15 protein-coding genes are annotated in these 18942 nt (G+C 62.4%); 4 read left to right on the top strand and 11 right to left on the bottom strand.

Features of this window, described 5'->3' with window-relative positions:
• Positions 1–93: 93 nt before the first annotated feature.
• Both AC1DTF_RS05110 and AC1DTF_RS05115 read left to right on the top strand, forming a co-directional pair.
• Positions 94–2088 carry an APC family permease gene (locus tag AC1DTF_RS05110; protein ID WP_477473285.1) on the top strand — a complete coding sequence of 665 codons (1995 nt, stop codon included), beginning with the start codon at positions 94–96 and terminating at the stop codon, positions 2086–2088.
• Positions 2085–3281, top strand: coding sequence for a class I SAM-dependent RNA methyltransferase (locus tag AC1DTF_RS05115; protein WP_057168883.1), 1197 nt, complete (start codon positions 2085–2087; stop codon positions 3279–3281). The genes AC1DTF_RS05110 and AC1DTF_RS05115 overlap by 4 nt, the downstream gene beginning before the upstream one ends.
• Here the strand turns inward: AC1DTF_RS05115 and AC1DTF_RS05120 are convergent, their stop codons facing one another.
• On the bottom strand, positions 3282–4547 hold the full coding sequence (locus AC1DTF_RS05120; RefSeq protein ID WP_477473286.1) for an HNH endonuclease: 1266 nt from the start codon (positions 4545–4547) through the stop codon (positions 3282–3284). It lies immediately after the preceding gene.
• Between the two features lie 63 nt (positions 4548–4610).
• On the bottom strand, positions 4611–5156 hold the full coding sequence (locus AC1DTF_RS05125; protein ID WP_477473287.1) for a TetR/AcrR family transcriptional regulator: 546 nt from the start codon (positions 5154–5156) through the stop codon (positions 4611–4613).
• Between the two features lie 55 nt (positions 5157–5211).
• On the opposite strand from AC1DTF_RS05125, the gene AC1DTF_RS05130 reads away from it, so the two are divergent.
• Positions 5212–5535 (top strand): hypothetical protein, encoded by a 324-nt coding sequence (locus tag AC1DTF_RS05130; protein WP_477473288.1) that lies wholly within the window; start codon positions 5212–5214, stop codon positions 5533–5535.
• Positions 5536–5544: 9 nt separating this feature from the next.
• Here AC1DTF_RS05130 and AC1DTF_RS05135 read toward each other — a convergent pair whose 3' ends face one another.
• The 9 genes from AC1DTF_RS05135 to AC1DTF_RS05175 form a co-directional block, all read right to left on the bottom strand.
• Positions 5545–8949 carry a DEAD/DEAH box helicase family protein gene (locus AC1DTF_RS05135; protein ID WP_477473289.1) on the bottom strand — a complete coding sequence of 1135 codons (3405 nt, stop codon included), beginning with the start codon at positions 8947–8949 and terminating at the stop codon, positions 5545–5547.
• 65 nt (positions 8950–9014) lie between these two features.
• Positions 9015–9719 (bottom strand): hypothetical protein, encoded by a 705-nt coding sequence (locus tag AC1DTF_RS05140; protein ID WP_477473290.1) that lies wholly within the window; start codon positions 9717–9719, stop codon positions 9015–9017.
• The gene (locus tag AC1DTF_RS05145; RefSeq protein ID WP_477473291.1) at positions 9719–10375 is read right to left on the bottom strand and encodes a hypothetical protein; all 657 of its coding nucleotides are present in this window, start codon (positions 10373–10375) and stop codon (positions 9719–9721) included. The genes AC1DTF_RS05140 and AC1DTF_RS05145 overlap by 1 nt, the downstream gene beginning before the upstream one ends.
• On the bottom strand, positions 10372–12159 hold the full coding sequence (locus AC1DTF_RS05150) for an ATP-binding protein (RefSeq protein ID WP_477473292.1): 1788 nt from the start codon (positions 12157–12159) through the stop codon (positions 10372–10374). The genes AC1DTF_RS05145 and AC1DTF_RS05150 overlap by 4 nt, the downstream gene beginning before the upstream one ends.
• A gap of 560 nt (positions 12160–12719) precedes the next feature.
• On the bottom strand, positions 12720–13277 hold the full coding sequence (locus tag AC1DTF_RS05155; RefSeq protein ID WP_477473293.1) for an exonuclease domain-containing protein: 558 nt from the start codon (positions 13275–13277) through the stop codon (positions 12720–12722).
• A 655-nt stretch (positions 13278–13932) separates the two neighbouring features.
• Positions 13933–14478, bottom strand: a complete 546-nt coding sequence (locus AC1DTF_RS05160) for a hypothetical protein (RefSeq protein ID WP_477473294.1) — start codon at positions 14476–14478, stop codon at positions 13933–13935.
• A gap of 72 nt (positions 14479–14550) precedes the next feature.
• On the bottom strand, positions 14551–15774 hold the full coding sequence (locus AC1DTF_RS05165) for an exonuclease domain-containing protein (protein ID WP_477473295.1): 1224 nt from the start codon (positions 15772–15774) through the stop codon (positions 14551–14553).
• Positions 15774–16949, bottom strand: a complete 1176-nt coding sequence (locus tag AC1DTF_RS05170) for a restriction endonuclease subunit S (RefSeq protein ID WP_477473296.1) — start codon at positions 16947–16949, stop codon at positions 15774–15776. The genes AC1DTF_RS05165 and AC1DTF_RS05170 overlap by 1 nt, the downstream gene beginning before the upstream one ends.
• Positions 16946–18403 (bottom strand): type I restriction-modification system subunit M, encoded by a 1458-nt coding sequence (locus tag AC1DTF_RS05175; protein WP_477473297.1) that lies wholly within the window; start codon positions 18401–18403, stop codon positions 16946–16948. Before AC1DTF_RS05175 ends, AC1DTF_RS05170 begins: the two co-directional genes overlap by 4 nt.
• Positions 18404–18674: 271 nt before the next feature.
• Here AC1DTF_RS05175 and AC1DTF_RS05180 point away from each other — a divergent pair, with 271 nt between their 5' ends.
• Positions 18675–18881, top strand: coding sequence for a DUF732 domain-containing protein (locus AC1DTF_RS05180; protein WP_477473298.1), 207 nt, complete (start codon positions 18675–18677; stop codon positions 18879–18881).
• Positions 18882–18942 lie beyond the last annotated feature (61 nt).

Raw genomic sequence — 18942 nt, forward strand, 5'->3', positions numbered from 1 at the left:
GCTGTCCAGGAATACCGCAACATCGAACACGCCATTCAACCAGCGCACCCGGAACGCTACAGCCAAACCCGGGTGCGCTTACTCTTGGCACTCGTGTCCAAGCTATCGACCGCCACGCGCCGGCTGGTCCTCGGTAGACCCTTCCGCAGCGACAAGCTGGGTCACACGCTGCTACCGAAGCGGATAGCGCTGCCGGTGTTCGCCTCCGATGCGTTGTCGTCCACCGCCTACGCACCCGAGGAGATCTTCCTGGTGCTGTCGGTGGCCGGGCTGTCGGCGTACTCGTTCGCACCGTGGATCGGGCTGGCGGTGGCGGCCGTCATGCTGATCGTGATCGCCAGCTACCGCCAGAACGTGCACGCCTACCCGTCCGGCGGCGGTGACTACGAGGTGGTCACCACCAATCTCGGGCCGACGCCCGGGCTGACGGTCGCCAGCGCGCTGCTGGTGGATTACGTGCTGACCGTAGCCGTGTCGATGTCCTCGGCGATGGCCAACATCGGATCGGCGGTGCCGTTCATCGCCCAGCACAAGGTGTGGTTCGCCGTGGCGGCGATCCTGATACTGGCCTCGCTGAACCTCCGCGGTATCCGGGAGTCGGGCACCGCCTTCGCCATCCCCACCTACGCCTTCATGTTCGGCATGGTCGTCATGCTGGCGTGGGGTTTCTTCCAGATCTTCGTGATGGGCCACGAGCTCAAAGCGGAATCCGCAAATTTCGAGGTGCGGACCGAGCACGGTGAGATCCTCGGGTTCGCGTTGGTGTTCCTGGTGGCGCGGGCTTTCTCCTCGGGGTCCGCGGCGCTGACGGGTGTGGAAGCCATCAGCAACGGTGTCCCGGCCTTCCGGAAACCCAAGTCGCGCAACGCCGCGACCACCCTGCTGCTGCTCGGTGCGATCGCCACCACGCTGTTCATGGGGATCATCCTGCTGGCCAAGGAAACCGGCGTGAAGATGGCCGAGCGGCCCGCCGAACAACTGGTCGGCGCCCCGGACGGCTACCACCAGAAAACCCTGATCGCGCAGTTGGCCGATGCGGTGTTCCACGACTTCCCGGTCGGGCTCTTCCTCATCGCCCTGGTCACCGCCCTGATCTTGGTACTGGCCGCCAACACGGCGTTCAACGGTTTCCCGGTGCTGGGATCGATCCTGGCCCAGGACCGCTACCTGCCGCGTCAGCTGCACACCCGCGGCGACCGGCTGGCGTTCTCCAACGGCATCCTGTTCCTGGCGTTCGCCGCCGTCGCGTTCGTGATCGCTTTCCAAGCCGAGACCACCGCGCTGATCCAGCTCTACATCGTCGGCGTGTTCGTCTCGTTCACCCTCAGCCAACTCGGCATGGTGCGGCACTGGACCCGCTTCCTCAAGATCGAGAACGACCCCGCGACGCGGCGCAAGATGATGCGGTCACGGGTGATCAACGCGGTCGGCTGTCTGTGTACCGGCGCGGTGCTCGTGGTCGTGGTGATCACAAAGTTCCTCGCCRGAGCGTGGATCGCGATCCTGGCGATGGCCGTGCTGTTCGTGATCATGAAACTGATCCGCAGGCACTACGACACGGTGGCCCGTGAGCTCGACGAGCAGGAAGCCGACCTGGAGGATGTCGTGCTGCCCAGCCGCAACCACGCGGTGGTGCTGGTGTCCAAACTGCACCTGCCGACCCGTCGGGCGCTGGCCTACGCGCGGGCCACCCGCCCGGACGTGCTGGAGGCGATCACGGTCAGCGTCGATGACGCCGAGACCCGTGAGCTCGTGCACACCTGGGAGGAGAGTGATGTCAGCACCCCGCTGAAGGTCATTGCCTCGCCCTATCGCGAGATCACCCGGCCGGTACTGGATTACGTCAAACGGGTCACCAAGGAATCACCGCGCACCGTGGTGACGGTGTTCATCCCCGAGTACGTGGTGGGCCATTGGTGGGAGCAGGTGCTGCACAACCAGAGCGCGCTGCGGTTGAAGGGCAGACTGCTCTTCGAACCGAACGTCATGGTGACTTCGGTACCCTGGCAGCTCAACTCGTCGGAGCGGCTCAAGACACTGCAGCCGCAGTCAGCCCCCGGCGATGCACGAAGAGGATTTCTTGATTGACCGCACCCGAGGCTGACCTGATCCTGACCACAGGGCCGGCCGCCAATGGCGGTAGTTGCGTGGCGCGCCACGACGGCCGTGTCGTCTTCGTGCGCTACGCGCTGCCCGACGAGGTGGTGCGGGTGCGTGTGGTGTCCGAACGCGGATCGTATTGGCATGCCGATGTTGTCGAGGTGATCGAGCCGTCACCGGACCGCGTCGAGTCACTGTGCACCATCGCCGGCCGGGACGGTGCGGGCTGTTGTGATCTGGCATTCGCCGATCCGGCCGCCGCCCGTCGCATCAAGGGCGCGGTGGTCGCCAATCAGCTGGAGCGCCTCGGTGGCCACGAATGGTCCGGGGTGGCCGAGGAAGTCGGCGATCGCGGGGCGACGGGGTGGCGCACCCGGGTGCGCCTGGACGTCTCGGAAGCCGGCCGGGCGGGCTTCCACCGCTATCACAGCGCCGAGTTGGCCGACGACTTGAACTGCGCGCAGTTGCCGGACGGGATGCTCGACGGCCTGGACGGGTCGCGCTGGCCGCCCGGGGCGCAGCTGCATGTGGCCCTGGATGACCACGGGCGGCGCCATGTGGTGCAGGCCGGTCCGCGTAACGGCGGACGCAAGGCGAGCACGCAGGTCGTCGAGGGTGACTATGAGGCCGTGCAGGAGATCGACGGTCGGCAATGGCGGATTCCGGTCACTGCGTTCTGGCAGGCCCACCGCGATGCGCCGCGCGTGTACAGCTCCCTGGTGAGCGAGGCGGCCGGTCTGCAGCCCGGTATGACGGCGTGGGATCTCTACGGCGGGGCAGGCGTTTTCGCGGCTGTGCTGGCCGAGGGCGTGGGGGTGACCGGGCGGGTGCTCACCGTCGACACATCTCGTGGCGCGGCCCGCTCCGCACGGGCGGCGCTGGCCGATCTGCCGCAGGTCTCGGTGGTGACGGATTCTGTGCGCCGCGCATTGTCGGCGGAGCAGAGCCGGGCCGATGTGGTGGTGCTGGATCCTCCGCGGGCCGGCGCGGGCCGGGAGGTCATCGAGCAGTTGGCCGCCGCCGAGGTGTCGCGCATCATCCATATCGGCTGTGAGGCAGCGTCATTCGCCCGCGACGTGGGGGAGTACCGACGACAGGGCTATGCCGTGGAGCAGTTGCGGGTGTTCGATTCGTTCCCGCTCACCCACCACGTGGAATGTGTGGCGGTACTCAGCCGGTAATCAGGCCGCGCGGTTCACCGTGACGAGATGCACGTCGCGGGTCAGGATGCGCAGACCGCCGGCTATCGGTGGTGCCATCGATCGGTAGGTGGCTCCGGTGGGAGTGGTGTGTTCGGCCACGTGCCGCCCGTCCGGATCGAAAAGGGTACGGACTTTCCAGCCCGGTCGTTCCTTGACGTAATTGCAGCGCTCGCACGAGCCCCGACCGTTCCGTGCGTTCGTGCGGCCGCCGCGGGAGTGCGGCGCGCTGTGATCGATATGGCGAATCGGCGCATCGCAGTACGGGGTTCGGCAGGTCTGATCGCGCAGCCGGATGAACTGTGCCAAGCCCTCCGGGAACGCGCGGGCGCGAGAATCCATCGCGACCAACGCGCCGCTCTCCGGGACCGCGTAGAGCCGGCGTAGCTCGGCCCAACCCTGTTCGTCGATGGCCTCGGTGATCATGCTGCGCGCCACGGCGGCCGGGATCGGTTCGTAGTCCTGGACCGCGGCGGCGTCATCGCTGTTCCCCAGCAGGGCCTCATCGGAGATCACCACATTGACCGTGATCGGCACCGGGACGTCAGCCGGGCGTCCGGTCACGCGCTCGATGAGGGTGTCGGCCATGGTCTGGCCGCGTGAGCGACCGTCGGGGTTGGTGTCGGCGGCGCGTTTCAGGCTCGCGTAGCAGGACACGCCCTGCGCCATCGGAAGCAGCGCGGTCAGGTACACCATGTTGTCCGGTGCCGGCCGGCTGGTCACGTTGCGTTCTTCGGGTGCCTTGGCGGCCCGGTCGACGATGGCCTGCGGATCGAGCGTGTAGGCGATGTTCTTGGCCTTGGCGGTGATCCGTTTGTTGCCCAACCCATCGAGCGAGGCGGGGTCTGCGCACATCTGATGATCGAGCCGGCGGCGGTCCTCGACCGTCAGGCACGCCGATTCCCGCACGATCAACGTGGCTCGCCATTCCGAGAGCACACCGGCTTCCAAAGCGGCCAACGTGCAGGGCATTTCATTGACCAACGCCTTCGCGAACCCGAGGTGTTGATCGCCCTTGCTGGTCGAATCGCGGCGCGCGAGCGCGATTTCCGAGGAGAGGCCGCGTCCGCGCCGCTTGGCCGGCACCCCCGCCCGTGCTTCGAGCCGGCGGCGGATGGCATCCCACTCCGCGGTGTCTCTGGCCTGCTCGGCAGCGGCGGCCGACTTCTGTCGTTCCAGTTCCGCGATCCGATCCCGCAGCGCCACCTCACGGGCCTGCAGATCATCGGTCGCCAACTGTTCGAACATGTGTTCGATGGTACACGACTCTACTGACTCAACGTTCTGTCAGGGCCGCGCGGATGGTGTCGATCAGTTCGGTAAGGCCGGCCACCACATTGCGATCAGCCGCGACTCCCAGTCGTCCTGCACCTGTCCGGTGCGGGCGCGCTCGGCGATATAGGCGCCGACGATGGCGTCTATCAGCATGTCGGGGTTGACGCGCGGGCCCATGTCGCCGTCGCTTTTCATCTCCTCGATCACCGTGACGAGGTCGGCGCGCTGCGCGACGAGGACCTCCCGGAAGAGTCCGCTGAACTCGGGATCCTCCTCGGTCAGCAGGGATGCGAACCCGCCGAACCCGATTCCGTCACCCACTGCGCCGACCGCCTGCCGGATGAGCCAGTGCAAGCGTGCCGTCGCGTCGGTCCGCGGTGGGGCCGGGGTGGTGGTGATCAGTTGGGCCAGCGCCGCCCGCAGCATCTCGCGCCGATCTCGATAGCGGCGGTAGATCGTCGTCTTCGCGACCCCGGATTGCGCCTGGACGGCCTGCACGGTGACCGACCGCGGCCCACTGGAACGCAGTAATTGCAGTGCCGTCTCGGCGATCCGGTCGCCGACATCGGGGGGCGTCGTCATGGTGCCATTATGCGCTACACTGTGTGTATCGCTACGCTTCACGTAGCGTAGCGACTTGAGAGAGGTGTTCGGGATGAGAAAGCCGTCTGGAACGACGGTCGTGTACGTCGGTTATCTGTTCTTTCTGCTCGGCTTCGTTTCGCTGGGGCTGTTCGTGGCAGCGCTGGCGTTCGGCAGTTCCCTGGCTGCGTGGGCAGGTGTCGCACTGGTAGGCACTTTCGCCATTGCCGTCGTCGCGTTCCGCGCCGGTTCGCGCGGGGTGGCGAACATCTGGGCGGAGTCCGTCACGCGCACCGAAGCGGATCGGTACAGGTCGACGTACAGAAGTGACGCGCGGGGTGTTGATGGCCCCGCCGAGGTCACGCAGTGGGCCGCATGATCGGACGGGCTACGCCGACACACCCTCAGCGTTCGCCCGCACGGTCCGCAGGATCGCCACGATGTTGTCCACGTCGGCATCGGGGAACACGCCGTCGGGCCCGGTGGGCGCGTGATCGGTGTAGGGCGACTCGTAGAGACGGACCGGCTCGACGACACCGGTTGCGGTCAGTTCACTGATGATCAGATCGATGAACCGGATCTGATTGACGGTGAATTTGGCCCCGTCGAGATAGGCGCCGAAGGCGTCGGCGGCGGCCTCCCGGTCCAAGCCGACCAAGCCCCTGATGAACAATCCGAGGCCCTGGGAGCGTTCTTTGGCGTCGGCGATATCGGCGGGCTCGCCGGTGCCGCTGTCGATCAGCATCTGTTCCAAAGCCTCAAGATCGTCCGGGGTGAGCGGTTTGTTGCGGTGCAGCCGCTGCAGAGCCAGGTGGTCGCGGTGCTGATTGAGATACGCGCCTGCCCGCAACCTGAACCGTTCCCAGTTGGTGCCGGGGGTGATGCCCGGTAGATCGACAAGCGTCGTTTCGCCCAGCTCATCCTGGAACGAGGTGTAAACCGTGACCTTTTTGGTCTTCTCCAGGAATCTCAGCAGCCCGCGCAGTTTGCGACGCACCTGCTCCAGCATCGGCAGGGTGACGTCCACCCACCATTCATCACTGGCGACCTCGTCGAGCAGGGCCTGCTGCGTGGCCACGGACGGAATCGCAGTCTGGGTGAGCAGGCCCGTCGCAATCTGCTGAAGTTGTTCACGCAGGCGTTCGGCGGCCACCGTGTCGCCCTCAAGCTGTGCGAGCTGGCGGCGCAGGATCAGCATGTCGAATCGCTTGGCGTCCTCGTCGTCGTCCTTCTGAGTGGACGGCAGCCCCGCCAGGTTCTCGGCGACATCCCCGGCGGCTTCGGGATTCAGGGTCGTCCACGGGTCCCAGTGCGCGTACTGCTCCACCAAGCGGCGATGCGGGCGCACCAGGAAGTTGTCCGTGGTCATGCCGGCAACGATGCGATGCAGCGACCATGCGATATCGACGCGCAGTCCGCGTTCGGACTCCTCGCCCTGGCCCTCGGGCGGGTCAGGCTGTGAAGGTGGCTGCTGCTGATCCAGTGCCGTGATCAAACCCAGTCGGGTCTCGAACAGCCGCTGGTTCAACGATTTCTGCAGTGAGCCCTGTGATCCGGGCAGGTCCTGGGAGAAGAACTCAAGGTTGCCACAGAAATCGAAAACGTAGAAGTTCTGCTTGTGAAGCCCGGGCCCGAACAGGTCGGGCCGCAGCCGGGTGCCGCGGCCGATCATCTGCCAGAACTTGGTCTTGGACCGCACGAGCTTGAAGAACACCAAATTGACGACTTCGGGCACATCGATCCCGGTGTCGAGCATGTCCACCGAGATGGCGATGTGGGGTGCCTTGTCCGGCACCGAGAAGTCATCGATCAGGGACTGCGCGTACGGAACAGCGTGTGTGATGACGCGCGCGAAATGTCCAGCCAGATGTGGGTATTGAATATCGAAGCGCTGCGCGATGAACTCCGCGTGCGCCTGGTTCTTGGCAAAGACGATGGTCTTGCCGAGGCGGTCACCCGCGGACACCCGGTGCCCCTTGCTCATCAGCTCGGCGAGCACCTTGTCGACGGTGTCCTCGTTGAACAGGACTCTGTTCACCTCTTCGGCGGTGACGTCGTCCGGGGTTTCCTCGCCCCAGTCCAGTTCGTCCCAGCGTTCTTTCTCGTCCTCGGTGAGATCGGTATAGCGCACCCCTCGGTCGAGAAACTTTGTACCGCCGGCGATGCCGATCGCCGGTACGAGGAATCCTTCCTTGACGGCATCGTCGAGACCGTATGCATCAGTGGGCATTCCGTCTTCGAGGTGAAACAGTCGGTAGGTGTTGTGGTCGACCTCATCTTTGGGGGTGGCGGTGAGCCCGACCAGCAGTGAGTCGAACCACTCGAAGATGGCCCGATACTTCTGATAGACGGACCGGTGCGCCTCGTCGATGACGACGAGGTCGAAGTAGCCGGGCCCGAACTTGCGGATCCCGTCGTCGGTCTCGTTGATGAGATTCATCATTGTCGGATAGGTACTGACGAAAACCCTTCCATCACTGATCTTCTCGGTGACCAGGTTAACGGTGGTCGCGTTCGGCAGGTGTGCCTTGAATGCGCCGACGGCTTGGTTGACCAACGCGGTGCGGTCGGCCAGAAACAGCACCTTCTTCACCCAGCCCGCCTCCATGAGCTGCTTCACCAGTGCGATCACGGTGCGAGTCTTCCCGGAGCCGGTGGCCATCACCAGGAGTGCCTCGCGACGCTTGTCGGTGAATACGTCGTCGATGGCACGGATCGCGCGCTGCTGATAGTGACGCTCGACGATGCTGGAATCGATGTCGATATCTGCGAGCGCCTGGCGGCTGCTTCGGCGCTGCACCAGCAGTTCCAACTCGTCGCGGCTGTAGAAACCTTGTATTTCACGAGGCGGATAGCCGGCGGCATCATCCCAGATCGAATGCTCGAAACCATTGGTGTAGAAAATGACCGGTCGTCGGCCGGTCATTTCTTCCAGGCAGTCGGCGTACAACTTGGCCTGCTGCTGCCCAATGTGCGGGCTCTTACTGGTGCGTTTGGCTTCGACGACGGCCAGCGGAAGCCCGTTGGCGCCCCAGAGCACATAGTCGACGAAGCCTTTGCCGTCGCCATTGGGCATGCCGGTGACCCCGAACTCACGGTCTTTGGGATCGGACAGGGGCCAGCCGGCCTCGTTGAGTAAGAGATCGATGAAAACATCTCGGGTATCGGCTTCGGAGTAGTCACGATCATCGGGTTGTTGATTGGCAGCCTGAGCTTTCTTGACCTCTTCCCGAAGCGCTGCGATTTCGGCGTCGCGCGCTGCGGCCAGCTCATCCTTCTCGGCCAGCGCCTTGGCGTGCGCCGCATCCTGCGCCTGGAACTTCGCGGCGAGTGCGGCGGCCTCCTGACGAGTCAGCGGCGCGGACTTGGCGGCCAGCTTCGGGTCGAAGGGCAGCTTCAGCGGGGCGGCCTTGGGGTAGGCCGAATGGTGATAGACCGCCCAGACCATGACATGGTGCAGCTCGCGCAGCACCGCGAGCGCAATCTGCGGTGCGATCTGCTTTTGTTCGTGCACGGCGGCATTGCCGGCTTTGCGAATCAGGTTCAGTTTGTGTCCGATAGCCGTTGGCACCTGCTTGCGGAACGGCGGCTCGTTGATCCTCGCTGCCAAGTCGTCCTTGTACGGCTCGGGGAGACTCAGTAGCTCGTAAAGCAGTGCGACAAGTTGTTCGATCGCGCGGCGACTGTAGATGCAGGCCGAACGGGGATCGGCGCCGAGGTAGCTTTCAGCCCGGGCGCAATCTTCTTGAAGAGTCGGCCATTCAGCAGCGCCGACGAACGCGAAGTTGCTCACGGACAGCCTTTCTCTATCGTTCCCGGTCGGTCCGATTAGGTGAACTTATCAAGTCCCGCCATTGATCAGGCGTTGTTGACGCCCGGTCGGCCACGGTTACCGAAGGTGAGCGCGAGGTCCCACGGTGCAATGCGCCAGGTGCCTATGGCTTCGAGCATGATCAGTGGTGCCGCCTCGATGGTGCCGGCGTCAACCGGCGCACTCAACGTCACGCTCTCGCCGTCACCGACGATGTGCGGTGCCCATAATTCTGAGCCATCGGGGTCGGGGGACGTTTCGATGACGCTGACGTGTCGATTGCCGGAGGGAATGACAGTGAACAGGCAGAACGGCTCAACGGACGAATCCCACCCGCCTCTTTCGACCAGCAGGTATTCATCGTTGTCGAGCGCGTGTCTGATGGCCTGAACGAGCGTTGCATGGACGTCGTCGTATGTTGACTCGGTCGGCGGACGGGCTGGCTGAAGCTCCATGACGGTGCCTCGCATCTCCAACGTGCCCTCGRCATTCCTGGTCGGGAACCGCGATTGGATCCACAGCGTGTTGCTGTCTTCGGACAGAATGCCGACCTCGCGGAATCGGTCGCGCTCGTGTGCGGTGCGCGCAATGTTGCCGGTGCCCAACACCGAGTGCAGGTACGCGGCATCCGGAACCGACCACAGCTTCGGGGGACCGATATCTGTCCACGTTCGGACCAGGCCGCCGGCGCACAGACTGAGTTGTGCAACGGTGCCGGTGTCACCGGTTTTGAGCGGGAAGTAGGCGGCCATCACCCATCTCCAACGTCGTCAGACAGGGCGAACCGGATGTCCCAGAGGTGGACGTGGCCGGGGATCACCTGATCCATGTCCTCATCCCAGTTGGCGTACCTGCTTGCCTTCGCCTGCCATTCGTCGGCTTCACCAACGCGTCCGACGTGGCGCAAGGCCTCGGCAACTCGCTGCTGTAGCACCTGCCCGATGCGGTGGAAACAGACGTCATCGAGTGCGTCGATCGCGGTTCGTGCGATGCCTTCGACGACGTGGTCGATGCGGTGGGGAGTCACCTCTGCGTATGCGAGTTCGGCGACGGCCCAGTGGTAGGCGGCTTCGGCTGCGCGCATGGGGTGATAGATGTCGTCTCGGTTGATGAGATGGCCAGCCATCTCCTGTGCAAGGGTGATCGATTCCTCTGACGGGGAAAGGAAGTGGAACAGCGACGTGAACGCTGCCAACACCAGCTCCGGATCGCGCCCATCGACCTGCCGGGCGAGAACGACGGCATCGCGATGTGCGGATTCAGCGCCCTCGCGGTCTCCAAGCTTCTCCAACAACCCGCCAAGCCGGAAGCTCGTATGCGATGCGTGGGCGATGTCACCAGACTCGACGGATTCCTGTACCTCTGCTCGGAATTTGTCGACCCGCTCTGCTGTGTAGTCGTTGCTCATCTGACGGCCTCCGTACCGTCGATGCCCGCGGCCAAAAGGATGATGTCGTCGAGAGCTTCGGACAGAAGGGTGCGGTCTTCGGGGCCGTCGCATTGCGCGGCCATTCGGGACTGGACGTACAGCAGCTGCATGAGCCGGCGGAACACAAGGTCGTCGGTGGTGCGGTTGAGTGCGCGTACGACGCGGTTGTCCCAATTCATCACCAGGTTCGCCGCTTCGTCGTACCCCGGGGACACCGAGTCGACCTGTCCACGGTTGATGTAGACGGCGGGCAGATCAGCGGCCGGGAATCGGCGCACCACCACTCGGCAGTGGGATGCGTTGAGCACCTGGGTACCCCGCCGCTCAAGTGTCAGGGCTTCCTGAGCGGTCGCGGTAGATGGGTACGTCAACGTTGCCGCCTCCGACGCCGGGTAGGCGCGGGTGACAGTAACGCCGGGAATCACCTGCGGCAGCATGAGCAAGGTCTCCTGGTCCAGGGTGTGGCCAGCATTGACGATGATGCGACCGTCCGGATTGAAACTCGCGATGGTGCGAAACTCCTTGACTGACAGTGCGTAAAGGATGTTCGGATTGGCGGTGATGACATCGATCAGGCGCATGCGCCCGGACGTCGTCTCGACCGTCAGCATCGGCAGAACGACGGCCGCGAGTTCGAGATTCTCAGCATCGTCACCCCGCACCGCAGCGGACTTCAGGTCCAGTTCATTGTCGAGGACGAACTCGGCGAATCGCCCCGGGTCGTTGTCGGCGAGATTGCGAAGCCATTTCAGGGCCACATGCCGGAGCTTGCGTTGGGTATGGGTCAGTGCGGATCTCTTCATGAGAGATTCGCGGCTGGCCGTAGGTTCCAGCGTTGTGGAGTTGATCACGGCCCAGGCGAAGAACGCCCACGAAGGCAACAGTTCGGCGTCGGCGTCGTCGACGAGCACGTCGTTGACGTACACACGGTTGCGTGTGCCGCCTCTGGATTTTCCTGATGTCGCACCGATGTACACGACACCGTGCAGTCCGAGGTCGACATCGCTCACCTCGATGGCGTCGAACTGCCGGCCGACTCCGAGGCCGCCGTACATCGGTGAGACCCCTTGAAGGACAGCGGAACGATGGGCCGCGAAGTCCCGGGCCCACGGATATGCACGCGAAACGAGACTGGGTTCCTGCCCCGTCAGCACCTTGATGTGGAGGGGGATGAATTCGGCGTACTTCTTCACGAGCGGAATCACCTGCTCGACGCGTGTCCAACCGACCATGTTGGGCAGGGGTCGCAACCGTACGGTCGTCCCGATGGCGACGCTTGCGGTGAGCGGCCGCATCGTGTACGTGCCGTCGCTCTTGCCGACCCATTCGACCGGTTGCGACCCGGTGGCGCTTCGCGAGACCACGATGATCTCGTCGGCGATGAGAAAGCAGCTCAGCAGGCCAATTCCGAACTGGCCAATGTAGGTTCGGCGGCTCTGTCCCAGCTCACCGCCCTTCGAGCTGGCGCCGACGGTGGCCAGGAACTCTCGGACCTGCTCGGCGTTCAGACCGATGCCGGTATCGGTGATCGCGAACTCCGCAGCCGGCGAGTCCTCGGACATCACTCCGTAGGGGGAGATAGTGATTGTGCCGGGCTCACGGGATTGGCGGGCGGTCGTGGCGTCGACGGCATTCTGTATCAATTCGCGTATGTAGACACCAGGACTGGAGTACATATTCTTGCTCAGCAGCTTGATGACGCCGTCGAGATCGACGCGGAAGCTGTCATGATGAATCCCGGACTGGGGCGGGTTGTAGGTCATGTCGTTGTCCTCCGTTTGAGCAGCCGGACAGACTCTCATGTGAGTACGACAAGTCGCGTCATCGTGCGCAGCGTCGGCGTCAGCCAGTGGGCCGCGGCTCACTCTCGCGGACCACTGGCAACCGCTACGGACACTGACCGAAGGTCCGCCGGGCAGTCACGCCTTTGGGTACGCGTTTCCGGGCGGCGTCACGGGATTGGTCACGAATCACGTAACTTCGGCGCAGCACGCCATGCCGTGGATCAAAAGGCGGTGATGGTGGTCTTGGTGTGCCGCAAGCACAGGGTCACTTCGTGGAAGGCGAGACCACCGGCGCGCGAAGCTTCGGTGTACGAGACGGCGCGACAAAGCAATCTGCTCTTCGAGCCTACTGCGGGCGACCCTTCAGGTGGCTGGGCGAGAGATCCCTACGATGGTTCGACGACCGGGTTCGTGATGAACATGAGCGAGCTACCCGACTTCGACGGCCAGTTTCCGGGTCATCCACTGTCGATGGCGCGGGAGCTGTTACGGAGTGTCGCGGTTAGTTGGCAGGATGCCGGATTCCGCTCAGCTGGGCTTCATACCCAAATCGCAGCATGGGAAGCAGCTTCAAGATCATCGACCGTGGATGCGCCAACCATTTCAGCCAATCGGAGTGCGATCTGAGCTGCGGCGAAAGCATCGTCACCCGCATCGTGATGCGTGCCCATCGTGATGCCAAGGTGTTGGCAGACTCGGGGCAAGGTGTACCTGGGAAGATGGAATAGGCGTTTCGACCATGCGATTGTGCAGTGATTCGCTGGCGGCGGCAGTACCTGCCCGCACCTGGCCAGGGACTGCTTGAGGACGCCGATGTCGAATCGCGCATTGTGCGCCACGAGGGGGAGCCCGGCGTCAATACGGTTCAGCAGGTCGGGCACCCTGTCTGCGAATGACGGCTGGTCAGCAACCGTCTCGGCAGTAATGCCGTGAGCGCGCATGTTGTATATCCCGAACTCTTCGAGGCCCACGGGCGGCCTACACAGCCACGAACCACGATCGGTAATGACACCGTGTCGCACCGTCGCCCATCCCATCGCGCAGACTGATGCATAGTTCGGGTTCGCAGTCTCAAAATCAATGGCCACAAAGTCCATTGGAAGTAGTCCCTTTCTGGCTAAGAGTCGTGCCACGACAAAGTCGTCTGGGGGCACTTGACGTCGATTTGTCCCGGCGCGGCAATGACATCGAGCGCGTACAGGCGAACACCTGGCGCAGAGTCGTGCGCGAGTATCCATCCTCCGACCCCAAGCATTCGGAGCACGTGTCGCAACGACAGCGGGCCTTTGCGCGCTGATGAAGGAATCACGATCGTTGAAGGTGGCCCGCACGATGCTGCCGTGTTCGAGGCTCGGCGGAGCGTCGATCGGGCCTGTTGCCGCGCTCGTGTGGTCGGAGGTGTCGAGACGAACGATGTCACTGGGCGGAGTTCCTTACGTTTCAATGGATAGAACCCGACGAGGACCAAGTCACCATGGGACCCGCGTCTCACCTTGCCGCTCATTACGTAGACGCCGAATATGGGGCTGACGAATGTTGCATCGATGGTGTCGCCCTGTCGATCTCACTGATCTGCAGCCTCATTTCGTTCACCAGTCGACGAGGGGGCGGCGTCAATAATGATCTGACGTTGTCGATGCCCGGTTTCTCGATAGATTGAATTCCGTTCTTCAGCAGTGTGTCACTGGATCGACCTAACTAGGTCGATCTCAAGGATTGGACGATGATGTCAGCCGATCGCGTCGGCGCAGTTTAGCCTCGCAGTACGACGGGTATGGGACGTTGCACCTTTAGCCCGGCTGACAGATAGTCGCGGGACACCCGTATGACCTCAATCTCAGCCCAGACGTCGGCCAGACGGGATACCCACGTGGCCACGGCGATCGACTCACTGGTCAAGCTGTCTTCAGCGACGCCCCGGGGCGGCTTGGGAATGTGTGCCCAGTCGAGCGGCTCCGGTACCCGCGGCCATGAAATCGCAGCTCGTGGTTTGCCAGCTTTGGTGGGGTTGTTCAGATGCTGTGCATTCAATTCTTCGATGACAGCGGCCACGGCATCTCGAGTTGCGTTCGGGTCCAGGACTCCGGCACTTTCAGCCTCTAAGTGTTCCAAGCCGTCTGGCATTTGTCCCCCAAAAGGCAGAAGAAGCCGCTTTGCGTACAACGCCGGTGCGACAGTGTCCACCCACGCCCCGCTGAGGCGGCTCATCGGCCAGGTTGGGTCAATCACGATGTGCCAGAACGCGGTGCGATCGTTCTGTTGTTTGACAAGTGCCACGACATCGGCGTCGACGGACATTTGTTCCTCACCTTTCTGGGTGTGTAAATCGAGGTGGAGATCGAGCAATCCAGAGGTCTGCGGCCGCTTCTTCTATTGGCTTGCTTGATACTTGGCGAAGATTTTCTCGAAGGCCGATTCGCCGACGACGGGGATTCCGTACTGGCGAGCTTTGGCGGCTTTACCGCTCAGGGAGTCGGGGTCCGCGGCGACAACGAGACGAGTTGACTTGGTGACCCCACCCGACGCGAGACCGGCAGTAGTGATGGCTGAGACCCACTCATCGCGACCGCGTTCCATGTCGCCGGTGAACACCACTCGGTCGCCGCGCTGCAATGTGAAGCCGCCATTCGCGGCGTGTGGGGCGGGTGACTTGGATCGGGCCCAGTCCAGCGCTTCGTCCACGTACGGGCTTCCGAAACCCAATGCATTGGCGACAGAATCGAGTTCGGTGCGCTCGTCATCGGTGACGACATCGTCTGCAATCGCCTCCACGGCGACAGCGCGAAGGTAGTCCTGGTGCAAACGCGCGACTGTCCCACGTGACAAGCCGGCTGCTTCGGCGGTCTCCAAGAGCTGCCGTCCTTCGCTGCGCGAAATTGAACGGTCGAGAAGCGCGTTGTCGAGCATCACCATGTAGGTCGCCTCGTCCTCGGGGGTTCCGGGAATCCAGGCAGCCCCTAGTACAGATCGCAACCAGGAGTGTGGATCTGCGGCCGATTGGTCACGGTGCACCGCCACCGCGAGAGCGGCACGCTTGGTGGGGACCGGCCACGCATAACCGGAGCACCGTTCGATGTCGGCCCGCCAATCCGACGAAGTGCAGCAAACGTTGATCAGGTGGGTGAGGAGTTGCGCCGTCGCACGAGCGTCGCCTAGCGCGGAGTGAGCGTCGGTAAGCGAAATATCCAGCGCTTCGCAGCAGTGGGCCAGCTTGGCCGCCCCAATAATTCGGCCGGCCCACTTCATCGAGCAAAGGGCGGCGGGTCGACTCGAGGTGGAGTACCTAGCAAGCGCAAGCTCGCGGTGGAGGAACCTCATATCGAAACTGGCGTTGTGGGCGACGACTGTTCGGCCGGAGAGTATTTCGAGTAGATGATCGCAGATATCGGCGAACTCGGGTGCGTCGAGCACATCGCCGGCGGAGATGCCATGAATATGCGTTGCTCCGATGTCACGGCGTGGGTTGACCAACGTAGTCCACTCGTCCTCGACGTTGCCTTGGCTGTCCGTTAGGACGACGCCGACTTCGACGACTCGGTCGGATCCCTCGGGGACTAAACCGGTTGTCTCGAAGTCGATTACGGCGAATGTCATCAGAGTTCACCTCGGAAGGCCCGGGATTGGAGGGAAGTAAACAGCTCGACGAATGGTTCCGTCATTGTCGCACTGTACAGTGTGCGAATTGCATTTGCGCTACTGAGATAGGAGTCCTGCGCTTTCACAGACGGAAGGTCCAGTCGAAGCTTTTCGATGCGGTATAGGGCAAGCTTGCCTATAGTCACTTGCCCTATATAGCTTTCGATCTGACGTTGAAGTCGCGCAGATCTCAATGCCGCAGCGAGCCAAGCTGGACGATAAGAAGCACTCTGCTTCGGCATGATGCGTGCCGCGTTCTCTGTAAGGTTTGCGCCATCAAGTTCCTGAGGTATTTCTGCGATCTGACCGATCGAACCAGCGATCGAGATCACCACGTCCTGGGGGTGAACGACGTATGAAACTATCTGTCGATGAGTTTCGTCGTCGATGTACTTGATATCTTTCGTGTTGATCTGTCCACGCTCAAAGTCCAACACTCGAATGTAGGGATGCGACGTAGGCGTATCGGAATAAAGAGCCCCTTTTGGAAGCCGCTTTCCACCTTTGACGAGTGCAATATCTCCAAGCTCGACCAACGTGGTCGTCGTGTCGACCAGACTTATGGACAACGCATTGTCGAGGAGCGTTTGCACTCGCTGACGCACTAATTGGCGCTTGGCGCGTAACTGTGCGGCGTGGTCGAGAATTGAGGCAATGCGACGCTGTTCGGCTAAGTTCGGAAGGGGAATTGGCCATTTTGATAGTGCCTCTCTACCAAGATGGCTGATGCCGACGCCCCGTGAGCCGCGTGCAAACGCGCCGCTTCTTGCTTGCTGGCTGAAGTAGTGCAGCAGATACCGGGGTTCTATTCGAGTAGTTGGACGTACTCGCAGTAGTGTGTTTTGGAATGCGCAGTTTGCAATCTCGTCGCTCCAAATGGCCGGCTTACCAACTTCTTTGGGCGAACCCGATGCCTCGTTGAGTAGGAGATCGCCCGATTGGAGGCGGAATACTCGCATCTCGTCATCAGTAAAGTTCATCTGCTTCACGTCGTCCAGCAAAAGTCCTGACCACCCCACGTTCGCCGCGCGAAGGTACGGTCGCATCGACGGGCCAGTGTGATTCTGAGGTGATCGCTGCCGACCGAGCTTGACTTCTGCGACTGACGACAGTTCGACGACCGGCCACGTCACGACAGCATCGCCTTCAACTCCGCCACGCCCGCAGCGATCTCACTTTCCAGTTGTTCGATCTCTGAGATGATCTCCAGCGGCGGCCGATGCTCGACCTCGTCGTGCACGACCTCCTTGTAGCGGTTCAATGACAGGTCGTAGTCCTGAGCCACGATGTCCGCCACCGGCACACAAAAAGACTGATCGGTCCGCACGCGTTCCAACTCAGAAGAGCTTCGTGAAGTCCACCGGGACAAAGCCTCAGGAAGGTCGTTGGCTTCCACCGGATTGCGTTTGTCGTCCAACGAAAATCCATCGGCCTGAACGTCGAAGAACCACACATGGTCCGTGGCTCCGGAGTTCGTCTTGGTGAACAGCAAGATCGCCGTTGAAACACCGGCGTAAGGCTTGAACACGCCGGATGGCAGCTTCACGATGCCGTCGAGTTTCTGGTCCTCGACCAGCATTCGCCGTAACTCTTTATGTGCCTTTGATGATCCAAACAGCACCCCATCCGGCACGATTACCGCGGCCCTGCCGCCAGGCTTGAGCAGCTTCAAAAACAAGGCGAGGAAAAGCAACTCAGTCTTTTTGGTCTTGACTACTCGCTGCAAATCCTTGGACGTCGCTTCATAATCCAGCGATCCGGCGAACGGGGGATTGGCGAGGATCAGCGTGTATTTTTCGGAATCCTCACTAGCTCCCTCTGACAATGAATCGCGATAGCGGATGTCCGGAGACTCGATGCCGTGCATCAGCATGTTCATACTGCCGATGCGCAGCATCACCGAGTCGAAGTCGTAACCGTGGAACATGCTGTTGTGGAAGTGCTTTCGCTGCACCGCGTCGGTAAGCACCGTTTCGTGGGTATCGCGTACGTACTCGGACGCCGCGACCAAGAAACCAGCGGTGCCCGAAGCCGGGTCACAGATCTCATCCGTCGGCTGCGGCGCGGTCATCTGCACCATCAGGTTGATGATGTGTCTCGGCGTGCGGAATTGGCCGTTCACGCCGGCGCTGGAAAGTTTGGACAGCAGGTACTCGTACAGATCGCCGTTGGTGTCGCGGTCATTCATCGGAATGTCGTCGAGCATGTCGACGACCTTGGAAAGCAGCGCCGGAGTGGGGATGGTGAACCGGGCATCACGCATGTGCTCGGAGTAGGTCGAACCATCCCCTCCGAGTTCCCGCAGGAATGGGAACACCTTCTCGGCGACGGTGGAGAACATCGTCGCAGGCTCGGCGTTCTTGAATTGCGACCAACGCAGCTCCTGCTGCTCAGGCCCGAAACGTGGTCCCTCGGCCTTGCCCGTCACCCGGGACTTCTTCTCCGCGAGGATCTCCAAGTCGTTAAGCCGCCGAATGAACAGCAGGTAGGTGATCTGTTCGATGACTTCCAGCGGATTGGATATGCCGCCGGACCAGAACGCGTCCCAGACACGGTCGACCTTGCTCTTCAACTCACCGGTGATCACTGCATCGCCTCAATCTTCATCCATCCGAAACTGAACAGGACTGTATATAGGACGGCGCCGACAAAACGCGGTCTTTGGGCGCGTGTCGGTGGGCTCTGTCATTCTGTGCGGCTCGCCGCCGCGGGCAGTCCGAACCCGGAGGCCCTCATGAAGATCATCACCGCGCTACTCGCTGCCATCGTCGCCGCGCTCACCCCGGGCCGTCCCGGCCAATGCCGACCACATCGACTACGTCATGGTGCTGGACGACGAGGGCGTCTACTACGACTAGATGCTCGACGTCATCGACGTCGGCAAGATGACCTGCCGCAACCTGCGTGGCGGAACCGGGGTGCCGGCGACACTGAAGTACGTCGCGTCCAACGGGTACGCGCCGTATGAGATCGGCGTCATCGTGGAATCGGCGGCCAACAACATGTGCCCCGACGTCCTGCCGGTCCTCAACTCCTTCCTCAACGTGCAAGCTGCGGTAACCTGACGCGCGGTGTGCCGGGAAGTCTGGTCGGCGTTCGTACGACGCTGACCAAGGGAGAAACTCG

The sequence above is a fragment of the Mycobacterium sp. P4_H6 genome, from assembly GCF_056400845.1.

Coding starts and splice junctions, on each gene's coding strand:
- AC1DTF_RS05165 (WP_477473295.1), bottom strand. CDS start 15,774: ATGACATTCGCCGTAATCGACTTCGAGACAACCGGTTTAGTCCCCGAG.
- AC1DTF_RS05150 (WP_477473292.1), bottom strand. CDS start 12,159: ATGACCTACAACCCGCCCCAGTCCGGGATTCATCATGACAGCTTCCGC.
- AC1DTF_RS05155 (WP_477473293.1), bottom strand. CDS start 13,277: ATGGACTTTGTGGCCATTGATTTTGAGACTGCGAACCCGAACTATGCA.
- AC1DTF_RS05180 (WP_477473298.1), top strand. CDS start 18,675: ATGCTCGACGTCATCGACGTCGGCAAGATGACCTGCCGCAACCTGCGT.
- AC1DTF_RS05145 (WP_477473291.1), bottom strand. CDS start 10,375: ATGAGCAACGACTACACAGCAGAGCGGGTCGACAAATTCCGAGCAGAG.
- AC1DTF_RS05125 (WP_477473287.1), bottom strand. CDS start 5,156: ATGACGACGCCCCCCGATGTCGGCGACCGGATCGCCGAGACGGCACTG.
- AC1DTF_RS05160 (WP_477473294.1), bottom strand. CDS start 14,478: ATGTCCGTCGACGCCGATGTCGTGGCACTTGTCAAACAACAGAACGAT.
- AC1DTF_RS05120 (WP_477473286.1), bottom strand. CDS start 4,547: ATGTTCGAACAGTTGGCGACCGATGATCTGCAGGCCCGTGAGGTGGCG.